The sequence below is a fragment of the Reichenbachiella sp. MALMAid0571 genome (assembly GCF_040151475.1).
Lineage (GTDB): Bacteria > Bacteroidota > Bacteroidia > Cytophagales > Cyclobacteriaceae > CAXBNB01.
Window position 1 is genome coordinate 52,083 of sequence record NZ_JBDKWG010000111.1, and the last position, 16,501, is coordinate 68,583.

The 16,501-nt window shown below is 37.2% G+C and carries 12 protein-coding genes; 4 read left to right on the forward strand and 8 right to left on the reverse strand.

Annotated features, from left to right (window positions below; all coding sequences use genetic code 11):
- Positions 1–100: 100 nt before the first annotated feature.
- Positions 101–1,096 (reverse strand): FecR family protein, encoded by a 996-nt coding sequence (locus tag AAOP42_RS06410; protein WP_349527646.1) that lies wholly within the window; start codon positions 1,094–1,096, stop codon positions 101–103.
- 306 nt (positions 1,097–1,402) lie between these two features.
- Entirely contained in the window at positions 1,403–2,026 is a 624-nt protein-coding gene (locus AAOP42_RS06415) for an RNA polymerase sigma-70 factor (RefSeq protein WP_349527647.1), read from the reverse strand.
- 278 nt (positions 2,027–2,304) lie between these two features.
- Between AAOP42_RS06415 and AAOP42_RS06420 the strand changes: the two genes are divergently transcribed.
- A complete protein-coding gene (locus AAOP42_RS06420; RefSeq protein ID WP_349527648.1) occupies positions 2,305–2,943 on the forward strand; it encodes a 3-keto-disaccharide hydrolase in 639 nt (212 codons plus the stop codon).
- Positions 2,944–3,061: 118 nt separating this feature from the next.
- On the opposite strand, the gene AAOP42_RS06425 is transcribed toward AAOP42_RS06420, so the two are convergent.
- From AAOP42_RS06425 to AAOP42_RS06440, 4 genes are all read right to left on the reverse strand, one after another.
- Positions 3,062–4,561: a RagB/SusD family nutrient uptake outer membrane protein gene (locus AAOP42_RS06425; protein ID WP_349527649.1), complete on the reverse strand. Its 1,500-nt coding sequence runs from the start codon at positions 4,559–4,561 to the stop codon at positions 3,062–3,064.
- A gap of 12 nt (positions 4,562–4,573) precedes the next feature.
- Positions 4,574–7,915, reverse strand: coding sequence for a SusC/RagA family TonB-linked outer membrane protein (locus AAOP42_RS06430; RefSeq protein ID WP_349527650.1), 3,342 nt, complete (start codon positions 7,913–7,915; stop codon positions 4,574–4,576).
- 181 nt (positions 7,916–8,096) lie between these two features.
- Positions 8,097–9,065: a FecR family protein gene (locus AAOP42_RS06435; RefSeq protein ID WP_349527651.1), complete on the reverse strand. Its 969-nt coding sequence runs from the start codon at positions 9,063–9,065 to the stop codon at positions 8,097–8,099.
- Positions 9,066–9,156: 91 nt separating this feature from the next.
- On the reverse strand, positions 9,157–9,693 hold the full coding sequence (locus AAOP42_RS06440) for an RNA polymerase sigma factor (RefSeq protein ID WP_349527652.1): 537 nt from the start codon (positions 9,691–9,693) through the stop codon (positions 9,157–9,159).
- A 402-nt stretch (positions 9,694–10,095) separates the two neighbouring features.
- Here AAOP42_RS06440 and AAOP42_RS06445 point away from each other — a divergent pair, with 402 nt between their 5' ends.
- Positions 10,096–11,514 carry a TonB-dependent receptor gene (locus AAOP42_RS06445; RefSeq protein WP_349527653.1) on the forward strand — a complete coding sequence of 473 codons (1,419 nt, stop codon included), beginning with the start codon at positions 10,096–10,098 and terminating at the stop codon, positions 11,512–11,514.
- A 7-nt stretch (positions 11,515–11,521) separates the two neighbouring features.
- Here the strand turns inward: AAOP42_RS06445 and AAOP42_RS06450 are convergent, their stop codons facing one another.
- Positions 11,522–12,778, reverse strand: a complete 1,257-nt coding sequence (locus tag AAOP42_RS06450) for an asparagine synthetase B (protein ID WP_349527654.1) — start codon at positions 12,776–12,778, stop codon at positions 11,522–11,524.
- Positions 12,779–12,953: 175 nt separating this feature from the next.
- Here AAOP42_RS06450 and AAOP42_RS06455 point away from each other — a divergent pair, with 175 nt between their 5' ends.
- Both AAOP42_RS06455 and AAOP42_RS06460 read left to right on the forward strand, forming a co-directional pair.
- Positions 12,954–14,192: an ABC transporter permease gene (locus tag AAOP42_RS06455; RefSeq protein WP_349527655.1), complete on the forward strand. Its 1,239-nt coding sequence runs from the start codon at positions 12,954–12,956 to the stop codon at positions 14,190–14,192.
- 79 nt (positions 14,193–14,271) lie between these two features.
- Positions 14,272–15,045: a hypothetical protein gene (locus AAOP42_RS06460; protein WP_349527656.1), complete on the forward strand. Its 774-nt coding sequence runs from the start codon at positions 14,272–14,274 to the stop codon at positions 15,043–15,045.
- A gap of 7 nt (positions 15,046–15,052) precedes the next feature.
- On the opposite strand, the gene AAOP42_RS06465 is transcribed toward AAOP42_RS06460, so the two are convergent.
- Positions 15,053–16,444, reverse strand: a complete 1,392-nt coding sequence (locus tag AAOP42_RS06465; RefSeq protein ID WP_349527657.1) for a sodium-dependent transporter — start codon at positions 16,442–16,444, stop codon at positions 15,053–15,055.
- Positions 16,445–16,501 lie beyond the last annotated feature (57 nt).

The window sequence follows — 16,501 nt, forward strand, 5'->3', positions numbered from 1 at the left end:
CGTAAATAAATTAACATTCATAAAAGCTGTGGCCGTCTCACTTGTCGCAGCTTTTTATTTTGTCTGGTATTTTTCCTTTCTCATATATATTTGGTTTTGATTAGAAATTGATTTCCAGTTTTTTATCATCCAGTTTGTAGGTAAATGCCTTGTTAAAACCCACGGCCTGTAGCACATTGGTTAAGTATTCTTTTTCAAATCTTCCTTTTACCGACCAGGTCTTGTTCGGCTTTCCATTTACGGTAATATCCAATCCATACCACCTCTCGAGTTTCTTTATAAAGGTTTGAAAATTGTCTCCATCAAATAGCAAGATGCCATCCTTCCAGCCCAACACCTGATCTGTATCTATTTGTGAAACTTTGATAAATTCATTTTTCCTGTCAAAAGAAGCCCCTTCTCCCGGTCTCAACACTACATTATTCACCAACACCTTACCAGTAATAAGGTGAACATCTACAATTTCATTTTCCGGAAAAGCCGAAATATTAAAGGAGGTACCAAGAGCAGTTGTGTTAGCTCCAAAACTCCGTACTGTAAAAGGCCTCAGACTGTCTTTTCTCACTTCAAAGTAGGCCTCTCCTACCAAATCAACGATCCTTGCATCGTTAGTGAAGTTTCTCGGAAACTCTACATAGCTATCTGAATTGAGCCATGCTATGGATCCATCGGGCAAGGCCACACGCGTTTTGCTCCCCGATGGACTGCTACTCCTCACAATTTCATCGCTTGCTATTTCTACTGTCTTTTGCTGGTTTGGTACACTAAACCGATAAGTAAAAAAAGCAATGCCCAACACAACCACTATCATTGCAGCGATTTTGAAATATCGATAAAAATTTATTGGAGTATCTTTTTCGAAAGTACCCTTCGAACCATTTTTAGCCTGATCCCAGATATTTCTGGCTTTGAGTTCTGAATTAATTAATTTGGGCTCTCTGGATTTTTCTTTCCAAATTTTTGATAAGTATTCGAATTCCTTTTTGTTTTCAGATGAGCCCTCAAGCCAACTTTCAAATACAGCCTGCTCCTTTTCAGATAAGCCTTCTGAAAGTTTCTTGCTTATTATGTCATCTAAATCGTGGTAATTATTCATAGTCATTTTGAACTTCAACTATAAAAACAAAAGCCACGAAAAAAATACGTAATGGAAAATGTAGTTTTTTTTATTTTTTCCTGAAGATGAAAAACATAATCCCTTAAACACTAGAGTCTGTCTATAATGTGCTTTGAGAAGCCTTTCAGGATTCTTAAAGCTTACTGTTTTAACAGCTTTACCAATCTTTAAAAGCTTAGTAAAGCGTGGATAGTACTTTATAGACAGACTCTAATTAACTCATTGATAATCAATAGTTAAATCACACCTCAATAAATTTAAGATCAGTGATATTCTTTTAAAAAATCAACCTACAAGCAAAACTGCATAGAGGGTTTTAACCACATCCATATAGCCGGGCTTGTCTTCGTTCTCAGATAAGTATTTGCGAACAGTAGCTCTCAACTCTTTCACTGCCAATTTAAGATGTACTTCCACCGTCCTTTTGGAAATATTCATCAACTCAGCCACTTCCTGATACTTCATGCCTTCATCTTTGATTAGTTTGTAAACCATCTTGCGTTTGAGGGGCAAACCTTCAATGGTATGACTTATCAATGCCCGAAGCTCCTTTTCGATCAACTTCTCCATCGGATCTACAAACTCATGTGAGAAAAAATCCGTGTCGATATCGGAAATATTCATTTTGTGTTTGTTCTCTTTTTTGATAAAATTGATGGACTCATTTTTTACTGACATAAAAAGATAACCTTCCAGATTATCCATTTCAAATACTTTATTGGCGTTCTTAATCAAGCGTATCAATACATTGGATACAACGTCCTCTGCCTGATCAATTTGAGGAACAAAAAGAAGAGCAAACTGAATAAGCTTCGTATGATATCGATCAAAAAAAACAGTAAAAGCCTGTTCATCGTCCTTTAATGCAATACGTCCGAGTAGTTCCTTATTGCCCTGAAATGCTTCCATTTGATGTGATTTGTTACGGACAAATTAAGGAATAATAAATAGAATAGAAAATAAAAAGTCGAGAGTAAAGGAATTACTCAACAACCACTATTAGCTAAATCATATCAACAAAGCAGAATAGTTGACTTCTGGTATCAAAGAAATCCTGTAAAATAAAGATATTTGGACATGAAATACTTTATCCTAAGAAATCCGGATAACTTATGTATTTGGTAGGTTGATTCTAAGTCATTTTTTATATGTTAGCATTACTAAATTTGAAACTAAAAAATAATACCATGAAAATAAAATGCTTAATAGTGCTTGTGTTGAGTTTGGGAGTTTTAACAACTGCCTCTGCTCAAAAAGAAAATAAGGGCTGGATTCAATTGTTTAACGGCAAGAATTTAGACGGTTGGAAAGTTGGTGAAAATGCGGCTTCTTTTTCAGTAGAAAATGGCACTATTAAGGTTGCCGGACCTAAGGCACATTTGTTTTATATGGGCGATGTAGAAAATCATGAGTTTAAAAATTTCGAATTTAAAGCTACAGTTATGACCAAACCCAGTGCCAATTCAGGAATTTATTTTCATACAAAGTACCAGGAGGATGGATGGCCATCAATGGGCTATGAAGTTCAGGTAAACAATACACAGGGGGATTGGAAACGCACTGGTAGCTTATATGATATAGTTGATGTAAAAGAAACCTATGTAGGAGACAATGTTTGGTACACGGAGTATGTCAAGGTTGAGGGAAAAAGAGTTATCATTAAAATAAATGATATTGTAGTCGTAGATTATACAGAACCGGAGAACCCAAAACGAGAAGGAAATCATCCACATAGATTGATTTCAGAGGGAACCTTTGCCTTGCAGGCGCACGATCCGGGAAGTGTTGTTTTTTATAAAGACATTATGGTTAAACCTTTGAAATAATTCGAAGTTAATTGGCTGTATTTTGATAGGACAGACCGCTTAGGCGTAATAAAAAAATAGGAGGTCAGATACTGACCTCCTATTTTTTTATTACATTATTGATATAACGGGCACATTGTTATTGAGTATAATTTGGATTCTGATCCAAAAGTGGATTAATATCCCTTTCACTCTGAGGAAATGGAAATAAATAATGCTTACTAGGGTCAAACATACGCATTACCCCTCCCGGATCCTGAATCGTTGGAACGTAATCCTCTATGGTTTTCCACCTCTTTACATCACTATATCGAATTCCCTCCAGGGCAAATTCAACCCTTCTCTCATTTCTAATTCGTTCTCTCATTTCATCTTTGTTTAATCCCAAAGGTAACTCTGGCATATCCACACCTGTTCTGGTACGCACTTCGTTTACAGCGTCATACACAGATTGGTCAGGACCAGAAACTTCATTTTTAGCTTCTGCATACATCAATAAAACATCCGCATACCGGAGGTGTATCCAGTCTTGTTCACTCTGTGTACTGTAATCAATGGGCAGTGCATCCCAATTACAATATTTAACAGGATTGTAAAGAGTTCCAGAAACATTATTATAGTTAAAGACCACCTCTTCACCTGCAGAATTAATAGCTGTTTCACCATATTCCTTTATCGTCATTATAAGTCGGGGATCACGATTAAGTTTCCAATCAGAAGGATCATACAAGGGGGAAGATGTAATAGGAAGTCCGTCGGTACATTCGTAAGCATCAACCAGTTGCTGCAATGGGTTAAGAACTCCATGCCATGAAAAACGAATATCCAGATCGCTTGTAAAATTAGGAGTTAGGAACCGAGTTGAAAAAATAATCTCAGGATTGTCATTTTGACCACTAGCTAAAAATAATGTACGAAAATCATCATGAAGTGTAAATATTTTATCCTGAATTACCTCATCTGCAACATCAGCAGCCTCTTGCCATTTTCCTTGATGAAGTAATACCTTCGCTTTTAGTGTCAATGCGGAACCTTTAACTGCATGTCCATCAGAATATGAAATATTATCAAGATGGTCAATAGCAAAATCCAAGTCACTAATTACTTGAGCTATTACCGTTTCCTTCGAACTTTGTTTCACGATAGCCTCATCGATGGTTACCGAATGATCATATAAAGGTACCCCTCCATAAAACTCTGTGAGTGTAAAATAAAACAATGCTCTTAAAAAATACACTTCTGCCTTATACACGTCTATCCTTTCAGGATCCAATGGTGCATTTTCCACATTATCAAGAAAAAAATTGCATGAGCTAATTCCTCTATAGCAGTCATTATAAATTGTATTAATTATACTGCCAGATGTGGGTTCAATAAGGCCTTGTGCCAAATTGATTACCGTTCCATAAGCATCGCCTGCCATTACGTCCAAAGACCCATCCTTATGTCTAAATGTCCAGCTGTTTAGTCTATTGTACACTCCAGCCAAAGCCATATCTACTTCCTTTTCGTTTCGCCAAAAAGTTTCACTTGATATTTGATCAAGAGGGTTCTTATCCAGAAAATCTGAACAAGAACTTACACAAATAGCAAAAATCGCAATAAAGAAAATTTTAATATTATTTATTAGATATTTCATAATTCAATATTTTTAGAGTTTTACCTTTAATCCGAACGCCAAAGTCTTAAGTTGTGGGAAAACACTAAAAGAGCCCCCACCAATTCTTTCAGGATCCAAACCGGGATACTTGGTAAATGTTAATAGATTGTCACCTGAAAAATATACCTGAGCATTCTTTAACCCAATCTTTTCAACTATTTCAGTAGGTATATTATATCCAATTCGTAGGTTTTTCAATCTCAGATAAGAAGCATCTTGCAGAAGAAAAGTAGATGTAGTGCCCATAACAGGATTATAACCAGCCCGATAAATGGCAGGATATTCATTGGTAGAACCCGCACCAGTCCATCTGTTATCAGCCAATTCCTGTGTGGGTGCAGCCCCTTGGACAAATGGTGTCAATCCCCAGTTGACTACATAATTCTTAACTCCCTGAACTCCCTGAAAAAATGCTGAAACATCAAAATTCCGCCAAGAAACATTAATACTACCGCCATAATAAAAGTCAGGAAAAGCCCCATCAATTACTTTACGGTCTTCAGAATTAATCACATTATCACCATTCTGATCTTTAAATTTTAAATCTCCAGGCTTTGGATTATATGGATGCAGAGGTCCTTCATCAATTTCAGCCTGAGTTTGAAAAATCCCTATCCATTCGACCATAAACAAAGAATTATAAGGAAGTCCCTCCTGAACAGTATATGTACCCAAAGTAGGACTTAAAATACTTAATACTTCGTTTTTGAAGGTTGATAAATTGAAACTAACATTATAGCTTAGCTCTCCTATTTTATGGTTGTGTCCCAACTCAAAATCCCAACCTGTATTTTTCATTTTCCCTCCATTAACTGTTGGAGCTGATAACCCAACACTTGCAGGTACCGGAACCTGATATAAGATACCATCCGTTATTTTGTTATACCAATCAACAGTGAATGTGAACAGTCCATTTTTAATGCTGGCATCCAATCCAAAATCTGTCATAGTTGTTGTCTCCCATTGTAAAGACTGATCTACGAGTCTGTTTAAATTAACTCCTGCTTCTAAATTGGATCCAAAGGGATATGAGCTATTTGACAAAACATTTTGATAAGGGTATGTTCCTACATTTTGATTGCCCAATTTCCCCCAGGAACCTCTGAATTTCAAATTGTCTAACCAACTCACATTTTCCAAAAATGATTCTTCAGAAATTCTCCATCCGGCAGATAATGATGGGAACAATCCCCAACGTGTATCCGGTGCAATTCTGGATGTACCGTCATATCGAACATTGGCTTCAAACAAATATTTCGCTTTGTAATCATAAGACAACCTACCAAAAAAGGACTGAATTGCCCATTCGGAAGCTGTACCTCTTGTACTTTGTCCATCAGCAGCACCTGCATTGAGTTCAACAAGGTTATCAGTTGGAAAGGTTATCCTGGATCCCCCCAAAGACCTGTTTTGAGCAGACTCCTGATTATACCCACCCAATACACTAATGGTATGATCTGAGTTAAAAACTTTATTGTAATTCATTGTTGAATACAAAGTGGTCAAAAGGTAAGTACTCATATCATCAATTACGCCTAAATGCCACACGCCATTGTTATGTGCATAGGAGCCATCATTAAAGTAATAGTTATCTACAGCATGCTCATGATTCTTGATAAATTCTTGGTCGATATTAGCAGCTGCCTTGGTACTCCATGTCAGATCCTTTGTTATATTAACATTGGAATAAATTTGTGACCTTGTGCTGTTACTTTGTGAAATTCGTGATCCTGCAGCCAACATAGCGTACGGGTTTCGTACTGTCCATTCGGCAATATTATTGCTATACCTAGCCACATATCCGGTAGAGCCGTCTGGCAAGGTCATAGTCGGAGTATAATTGGGACCCGGTGCAAAAGTATGCATGACAAAATAGGCCTCATTAAATCCACTCTGAATATCTCTAACCTTATCTTTTTTAACACCTTGGATATTGGCTCCTATAGTAATCCAATCATTTACTTTTGTTTCAAGAGACAAAAGAAAGTTGTATCGTTTAAAATCAAAAAGAGGCAATATCCCTGGTTGATCTAAATAACCAACAGATAAATTATAAGATGTATTCTCATTTCCACCACTGACACTTATATTATGATTTTGAGCAATTGCTGTACTGTATAAGTGATCTGCCCAGTCATAATTGGGGTAGTTTATGGGATCATTCGGATTATTCCTATACGCATCTATGTCTGCTTGAGGAAAATATGGCGTAAGACCAGCTCTTGTATTTGCCTCATTCCATAATTCCATATAATCGGCAGAATTGGTCACAAGATCAGGTAAAGATGTAGCTTTTTGGGCTTGAAAGTTGACGTGATACTCAACTGACACAGGTTGGTTTTTACCTTTTTTCGTGGTGATAAGGATTACCCCGTTTGCAGCCCTTGCTCCATATATAGCAGCTGATGCTGCATCTTTCAAGACAGAGACTGATTCTACATTGTTAGGATCCAAATCAGACATATTCCCTAGAATACCATCAATTAAAACTAGAGGGCTGCTACCAACATTGCTGAATGTTCCGAGTCCACGAATACGGAGCTGAGCCCCATCGTCACCAGGAGTACCTCCTCCTTGTGTGACTTGAAGTCCTGCTACCTTTCCTTGTAAGAGGTTTTCAACATTGGGCGTTGGGCGTTTCATAAGTTCAGAACCTCCTACATTAGTAACTGCTCCTGTAAGATTAGCTTTCTTTTGCAAACCATATCCCACAACAACAAGCTCTTCAAGTTGTCTGGAATCTGGATACATTTGGACGTTTATTTCACTTCTTGAACCAATTTCAATTTCCTGAGTCATATATCCTACGAAAGATATTACCACTATCTCTCCCTCAGAAAGCGAAAGTTTATAGTTTCCATCCAGATCCGTGGTTGTACCCAGTGCTGTCCCCTTTACCACGATTGAAGCACCGGGAAGCCCTTCTCCATTCTCGTCTGTAACCTTACCTGATATATCAACATCCAGTACCTTCACCTGATCACTCTCAACTTTGTTCTTTTTCCCATATTTCGAGACATAGATTTTATTATTGACACGCTTGAAACTTAGCTTTGAAGTTTCAGAAATCTTATTGAGAAGAATGCCAAGGTTTTCCTTGTTAGACAGGGTTAAATTTAGTCTGTCATTCTTAATGGTGGACTTGAAATAGCTAAACTCGAAACCGGTTTGCCTTTCAATTGATTCAAACACTCCCTTCAAAGAAGTCATGTTTTTTTCCATGACCACCGAAATGTCGTTTAGGCTGGAACTCTGACTTTTACCATCATTGGCAAAAATCAAAGTACCACACAAACACACAAAGAATATGACTAAGAAGGAGTTTCTAGACATAATCAGTAACTTTTTTGTATAGTTAGAATACATTACTTTTGTATTTAAGTTAATAATAATTTGACATTACCCTGGGGAAATTAAGGCCAATCAATTTTTCCAGGGTTTGTTTTTTGGTACGGGTTCTGATTGCTTACCCAGTGTCTATTGTAGTTTTTCTTTTCATAGTGTTTTGGTTTATTTATTTTACAATTAATTTTACTTTTTTGTCGTTGATTACATAATTGAAGTGGGCAGCAAAACTCAACCCTTCAAGTACTTCTTCTAAAGACTCGTTAGAATACTTCACATTTATACCGTGCTCTCCTATTTTACCCTGCACCTCTATATCTACTCCGTACCATTGCTCAATATCATCCAGCACCTCCATAAAATCATTGGCTTTGAGTACAAGCACACCATTTTTCCAGCCAATCTCCTCATCAAAATCAAATGTTGCTTTTCCTACCTTCTCATCTACTATTGCCATGTCACCCGGTGTTAGCACCACCTTCTCCTGACCTTGCTCAACAGACACTTTACCCGTTACCACTGCTACTTTCACCAGATCATCTTTCTTAGCATTTACATTAAAAGACGTACCCAGTACTGTAGTATTAACCCCTCTCGTCTTCACAATAAACGGCCTGTATTCGTCTCTTTTTACTTCAAAAAATGCTTCTCCCTGTAGTTCAACTACCCGTTGGTCTGCCAAAATGAGACTCTGAGAATAAGTAATCGTTGATGAAGAGTTTAACCTCACCATGGTGCCATCAGGCAATCTCACTGTAAGGTTTTCTCCACGTTTAGTGTGTTTCACTACAGTAGAAACTGCTTCTTCATTTTTTGCCTCCTGATCAAAAAATGAGAACAATACAAATGAAGACACAACCATTATGAAAATGGCTGCTGCAATTTTTAAAGGTGTAAGTAAATTGAAAATTGATTTTACAGGTACTTCTTCAATAGTGGCATCAACATTTTCCCAGATTTTCTCCAAATCTGTATTTACGATTGTTTCTGTACTGTCCAAAAGGGCAGCTGATTGATCTAAATAGGAAATGGCTTCCTCATCATTTGTTTCCAGCAGCCTTTCAACTTCTCTACTTTCCAATGCCGTACATCGGCCAGCCAGGTACTTTTCAATTAAAGTTCTTTTGTTCTTTTTCATATCAAAACAGAAGTATACATCCACTTCTATTTTTACATACCAAAAAAACTACCGCTTACCTAACCCTGAACAAAAAAAGATGAAAAATTACCTATTCGTCAGAGTTCATGATTTCTCTTAGTATGCTGGATGCCAACCTCATTTGTTTTTCAACCATAGTTTCGGAGATGTTTAATTTTGAGGCTATTTCCTTATTGGTCAAATTGGTGTGTATTTTCAGAATAAACACTTCCCTTCTTTTTGGAGGCAATTGAGCAATGGCTGCATCAAATTGCCTGGCTGCTTCTTCAAAATAAAAATTATTGTTTTCACTTAGCTTTTGTAATATAAGACCCTCATTATTTTCAGTTTCAATCCTCTTAGACCTGCTTTTTAGTACATCTATCGCTAAGTTTCTGGCTATTACAATTATATACCCCAAAATATTCTTTTCAGTATCTATTCCCGACCTGAACTTCCATAGTTTGACAAAAGTATCCTGTACAACTTCTTCGGCATCTTCTCTATTTGAAGTAATGCGGTAGGCTAAATTGAATATACGTATTGAATGAGCATCATACAATAATTTTAAGACTCTCTTTTTTCCTTTTTTTAAACTCCGTATAAGTCTCTGATCTGAATTGTTCACTTCATAATTAGATTACTCAAACTATTGCGGCTTTCATAATTTTGGATACAAATAACCAAACCTCTTTGCAACATATTCAATATTTTAAATATAAAATGAATATTCGAACTAAAATGAATAAATTTCAATAAAGGCTATCCTAAGACTTTCAGAAAGAATAGGAGTTTTGGAGATTATAGAAAAGCAAATAATGCTAAAAGTGACACCTCTGTAAAAAAATATTTTTGTATCTGATTTAGTAGCTATACTGACTGTATTAAGCCATTTTCATTTCATTATTCATAAATAGCATTTTTCATCGACCATATTTCAGTCCGTTATCTGTACATATAATTTAAATGCTGCAACACTCTTTCAAATCAAATCACTATGTGATACGTTTGTATAGAAATTTGATAAGTTATGGATTCATCATTTAAGATACTCACCACCAAGGAAAAAGCATTAACCATTAATCTAAATGAGAAAATCTACGGAACCCTTGCTGAAATAGGTGCAGGACAGGAAGTGGCCATGAATTTTTTCAAAGCAGGTGCAGCTTCCGGAAGCATTGCAAAAACTATGTCGGCTTATGACATGACATTTTCTGATGCCATATATGGTGAAAGTGAAAGGTACGTATGCCAGGATAAGTTGTACAAAATGCTGGACAAGGAATATCACTTACTATCCGAAAGGCTTCACATTCGCGGAAAAAGAACGAATTTCTTTGCCTATGCCAACACCGTGGAGGCACTCAACTATAAAAAGACTAACAACGGGCATGGATGGATCGGTTTGAGATTTCAATTGCATCCTAACACTGCTCCCAACGATTGTATTCTTCATGTGGTGTTAAAAGACAATGATGCCCTTTGGCAACAGGAGGTGCTTGGCAAAGTAGGTGTCAATCTCATTTATGGTTGTTATCACTATTCCGATCCTGAGGAACTGATTAATTCTCTTATTGACAATTTCAGTAAAGACCGCATAGAGATAGACATGTTCAGGTTGAAAGGGCCGGATTTTCATCATGTGGACAACAGGCTTATGAGCCTTCTTCTGGTAAAACAGGGACTGACACAGGCCACTATGTTTGATCAAAACGGAAAAGTTCAACAACCGTCAGAAGCATTGTACAAAAAGAATATTTTGGTGCTTAGAGGCAGGTTTAGACCAGTAACCTATGTTACAGTGGATATGTTCTTAACAAGTCTAAAACATTTCAAAAAATATACGCAGGCGGAGAAAAAAGATGTTGTGGTATTAGCAGAACTCACTCTGAACGACCTTTCTTCTCAGGGAGAAATTGACGAAGCTGATTTCCTTGATCGGGTAGATTTACTTTGCTCATTGGGGCAAACGGTATTAATTTCAAATTACCCAGAGCACTATAAACTCTCAACATACCTCAATCAGTTTACCAAAAACTCTCAGGTCGCATTTATACTAGGCATCAACAATCTTGCATTGTTATTTCAAGAAACGTATTACAAAAATTTAAAGGGAGGAATACTGGAGGCATTTGGAAAACTGTTTTTGGGGAATGTAAAACTGCTGGTATATCCAAGCCTGAAAGAAGAAGATGGAGAAGGGCTAAACACCTGTGCTAGTTTTACTCCTGCAGAAAACCTCAAGCACCTTTATGAGCATTTATATAGCAATGGTTGCATACAAGATATTCCGAATGCCAGGGTGGAAAACCTCAAAATAATTTCAGACGATGTACTTGCTCTAATAAGGAAAGGCAATACTGGTTGGGAAAAATTTGTACCACATAAAGTGGCAGACACCATAAAAAAGCAATGCATGTTTGACTACCCCTGCAAAGTGTCTGAATAATAATTAGTCAGGTTTTTTGTTTTTTCTTTTTAGCAGCAGGAAATAAAATATTATTCAGGATTAATCTATATCCGGGTGAATTGGGGTGTAAATTAAGATCGGTAGGTTCCTCACTTACAAAATGCTGGTAGTCCTCCGGATCATGCCCTCCATAGAATGTCCAGAATCCCTTCCCAAATACTCCATGTATATATTTTGCTTCGTCAATGGACTTGGTTTCTCCCATTATCACAACATCGGGTTTTACCAGTTTATTCTTAAAAGAAGTAGTTTGGCCCATAAATCCTTTAATGATATGTTCATGATTTTGGGTAAGCATCGTAGGAATCGGATCCCATTTTGCCGAGAATTCAAACAATGAGAAATAATCGTTTTGTTCTGTCAATCCTCTCTGCGTTGGAGCTGTATCAATATCTGAAAACTCGTAGATGTATGGATTGAGCTCCAACTTAAAGTTTTCGAATGCAAAAGTCCTGGTAAAATCGAGCTTGGACTGAGCCTGAGGATCCATTCTATCTCCATCAAACATAGGTTCGCAGATATCCACTCCTTCGGCTGCCAAAGCAATATCGTAAGTATCGGTGGCTGAACACATGGCAAACAAAAAACCTCCACTGGCTACATACGCCTGTATTTTCTTTACTATATTCAATTTAAGGTGAGAAACCTTACTAAAGCCATGCTTACGGGCAGAAGCTTCATACTCCTGCTGCTGCTGCTGATACCATGGGTAATGCTGAAATGATCGATAAAAACGTCCATATTGTCCGGTAAAGTCCTCATGATGCAAATGAAGCCAATCGTACTTTGGCAACTCATCATACATCAACTCATCATCAAAGATTACATCATAAGGGATTTCGGCATAAGTCAAAACCAAAGTCACAGCATCATCCCACGGTTGCTTGCTTTTAGGAGAATAAACAGCAATTTTTGGAACTTTCTCCAGCTTCATTGCATCCATATTGGATGAAGGGCTTGATATCTCCGTCAGTATCTGATTGGCTTCCGCATCAGATATCACCTGATAACTGACTCCTCTTATTATGAGCTCATTCTCAAAATTCTGATAGTATTTGAACATAAAACTACCTCCACGGTAGTTTAGCAGCCAGTCAACTTCTATGTCATTTTGTAACACCCAATAAGATATCCCATAAGCCTTGAGATGGTCGGACTGTGAATTGTCCATAGGAATCAAAATACTGGAAGCATTCAGGCTTAACGAAATACATACGAAAATTATCACCAACAACTTTTTCATTTTTCCTCTTGGCTTTTGTCCTCTACTCCTTTTTTTAAGTAGTTCGAAATTAAACGGAATAATAGTAAAATTGATATGTAAGCAACAAAATTCGTGAATAATATATTTTAATGGATCAATGATCATCTTTTATCCTTCAGGTTACGTAATATTGGCTATTAACTTTGAATGCTTCATGAACTATGTCGAAAATATAAAAGAAGGGGTTAAGTCGATTGTTAGCAATAAGCTCCGTACAACACTTACTGCTATGATTATAGCCATTGGAATTACATCTCTGGTGAGCATTCTTACAGCTATAGATGGAATCCAATCTTCTATAGACAGTAGTTTTTCTCAGCTAGGTTCTAATACTTTTTATATTTCAGATAAAAGAGTTGATCGAAGTACAAAACAAGGAGTTTCTGAAAAAAAATATCCTCCTATAGTATATATTCAGGCAAAAAAATTCATTTCTGAATATGATGCTGATGGTATATGCTCGGTGAATTCAACCGTAACCTGGAATGCTGAAGTAAAACGAAATTCCAAAATAACCAATCCCAATATTCCCATAAAGTGCGGAGATATCAACTATCTGGCTGTAGAAGGTTACAATCTGGACCAGGGACGAAACTTTTCAGGTTTTGAACAACAAAACGGTGCAAATGTAGCCCTAATAGGAACTGAAATAGTTGATGCACTATACATAAGCAATGAAAATCCATTGAATACCACCATTTCCCTTTTAGGAAATAAATTCAAGGTAATAGGGGTACTGGAGAAACAGGGAAACTCAGGGGGAAACTCTAGTGCAGACAGAGCCATCATTGTTCCGATGGAAACGGGGAGAAAAATTGCTCAGGGCAGATCATTGAGTTATAATATTGGTGTAGCAGTAAAAGATCCTACTAAAATTGATGTCACTATAGGAGAGGCTACCGGGCTTATGAAGGCAATCAGAAAAGATTTGCCGGGTAGTGACAACTCTTTTGACATAAGAAAAAGACAATCTCTTGCTGAAAAACTCGAAGAAATTACCGGATACTTAAGACTTGGTGGGTTTACCATTGGCTTTATTACATTAATCGGAGCATCTATTGGGTTAATGAATATAATGCTGGTATCGGTAACGGAAAGGACACGCGAAATTGGAGTGAGAAAGGCACTCGGTGCAACTCCACGAAATATAAGGCAACAATTTCTCCTTGAAGCACTCGTTATTACACAACTGGGAGGAGTCACCGGAATATTACTGGGAATAGTCATTGGCAATGTGATTTCAACATTTCTAAACCCAGGCACCTTTGTTATTCCCTGGCTTTGGATCGTATGTGGTTTCGGTATTGGTGTGGTAGTTGGTTTACTGTCAGGATATCTCCCTGCGCATAAAGCTTCCAAACTAGACCCTATCGAATCTCTTAGATTTGAATGATCACAATAATTTGCGATATTTAAGTTTTATTTATGCTATGTGAAGGTTTTTTGACAAACGACTAAACACCACCCTGTACGTGAAAAAATTTTTACTCATCTTTATCCTTTTTAATCCGCTTGGCCTTAAAGCTCAGGAAACACTTATTACCGGGGTTTATCAAGGACATAGCCTGTATATAAAAAACCCCTACAACAAAGAATTGGGTAAGTTTTGCATCAACTCTGTTAAAGTCAATCATCGCGAAATCAATATAGACCTGAAGCTGTCTGCCTTAAAGCTGGATTTTAAAGAATGGGATCTTTTCACTCCGGTTGTGATAAGAGTTTACCACGATGAAGCCTGCAAACCCAGATTCGTAAATCCGGAAGCCATTCTTTTCCACAGTTCATTCAAATATGACTCGCTTTTCATTTCAGATTCACTAATAATGTGGCACACGAAAGGAGACAAAAGAGAAGGACTATACACAATAGAAAAATTAGCGGATTCTTATTGGGATGAAGTGTCCACAATCAAGGCTAAAGGTGACTTTGAAGGAGCTGACTATATCTACTTTCCAGAATATGATGTTGGAGGAAATAAATATCGAATCAAATATTCACTACCAAACGGAAGGTTTTTATATTCTAAAGAATTAGAAATTTTTCATTACAATGAACCTATCACCTTTACACCCAAGTCCGTCACGGACATCATTACACTATCCAGACATTCAGACTATGAAATCATGGATCTTGAAGGCAATGTAATTCTCAGTGGTTCGGGCAAAGTAATTCCACTGAGGCGATTGAAAAAAGGTGATTACATGATTTATCTGGAAGGCTACTCAGATAATTTCATCAAGAAGTAGCGATCAACTAGTTGATAAGGGAAATTCCAAAGAAATTGCTTAGCACCACCAGTACGAACAATACTCCAAGAACAACAGGGCAAAAATAGCTAATGGTGAAATCCAGAAACTTCTGAACAAAAGAACCTTCATATGCCGGATAACCTTCTGACAATTCAGCATTAAGGTTTTTGGTTTTCCAGATGTGTGCAGCAAAAAACACAATTAGACATCCACCAAGGAGCAATAATATATCGGCCAAGTGTCCAAAAAACGTCATAAAATCAGTAGGAGACTCAGCTCCTATATAAGTAATAAAGTTGGAGAAAAAAGCACTATATCCATTACCTAGCATTGAAGGAATACCAGCAACGAATATGATTATAGATGTAACTATCACTGCTCTATTTCTCTTGATGCCATACTCATCCACCGCATAAGAAACCGGTACCTCTAGTAGAGAAACCGTAGAAGTAAGCGCAGCAAACGAAAGTAACAAAAAGAAAAATGAACCCACTACGATCCCCAACACTGGCCCCAATGATTGAAAAACCTGAGGAAGAGTGACGAATATAAGTCCTGCCCCACCTTGTATATTTGACATATCTCCTCCGGAATTATAAGACACCAATGGAAACATCATCAAACCAGCTATAAAAGCAATCCCTACATCAAACATAGTAATATAGGCTGCTGAAGAGACTATATTTTCTTTTTTAGATAAATAGCTACCATAGGTAATCAAAGCACCCATCCCTAAAGACAAAGAGAAAAATGCTTGTCGCAATGCCCCTCCTATAACCCTAAGGTTCAACTCAGAAAAATCTGGTACAAGATAATATTTAACTCCTGTCATTGCATTTGGCAATGTGAAAGAATACAGAACCAAACCAAGTATCATAATGATAAGTGTCGGCATCAATATTTTAGCTGCTCTTTCTATTCCACCTGAAACCCCTCTGGACACTATATAAGCTGTCACCAGCATAAAAATAATACCGTAAAGCCCGACTTTTCCTATATCAGAAACAAATCCTCCAAAATTTGACCCTATATCAAAATTGCCCTGAATCATCTCTATAAAATAGCCGAAAGCCCAACCGGCCACAACATTGTAGAAAGACAGAATTACTACTCCTGCCAGAATACCAAGCATCCCTACAACCTTCCATTTCTTAAAACCCAAATCTGTAAAAGCACCTACGGCGTTCTTTTCTGTTTTCCGGCCTATTGCTATTTCTGTCACCATTACCGGAAAGCAAAGTACAAAACAAAAAACAAGGTATAACATTACAAAAGCAGCACCTCCTCCGGCTTCTACCTCAAAAGGAAACTTCCAGATGTTTCCCAGTCCAACTGCTGATCCTGCTGCTGCAAGTATAAATCCTAGTTTGTTGCTAAATGCGCCCCTTGATGCCATAATATGAGTTTAGGTTTTGAGGCATAAATATATAGGAGTAGAAAGCAATTGGCAATA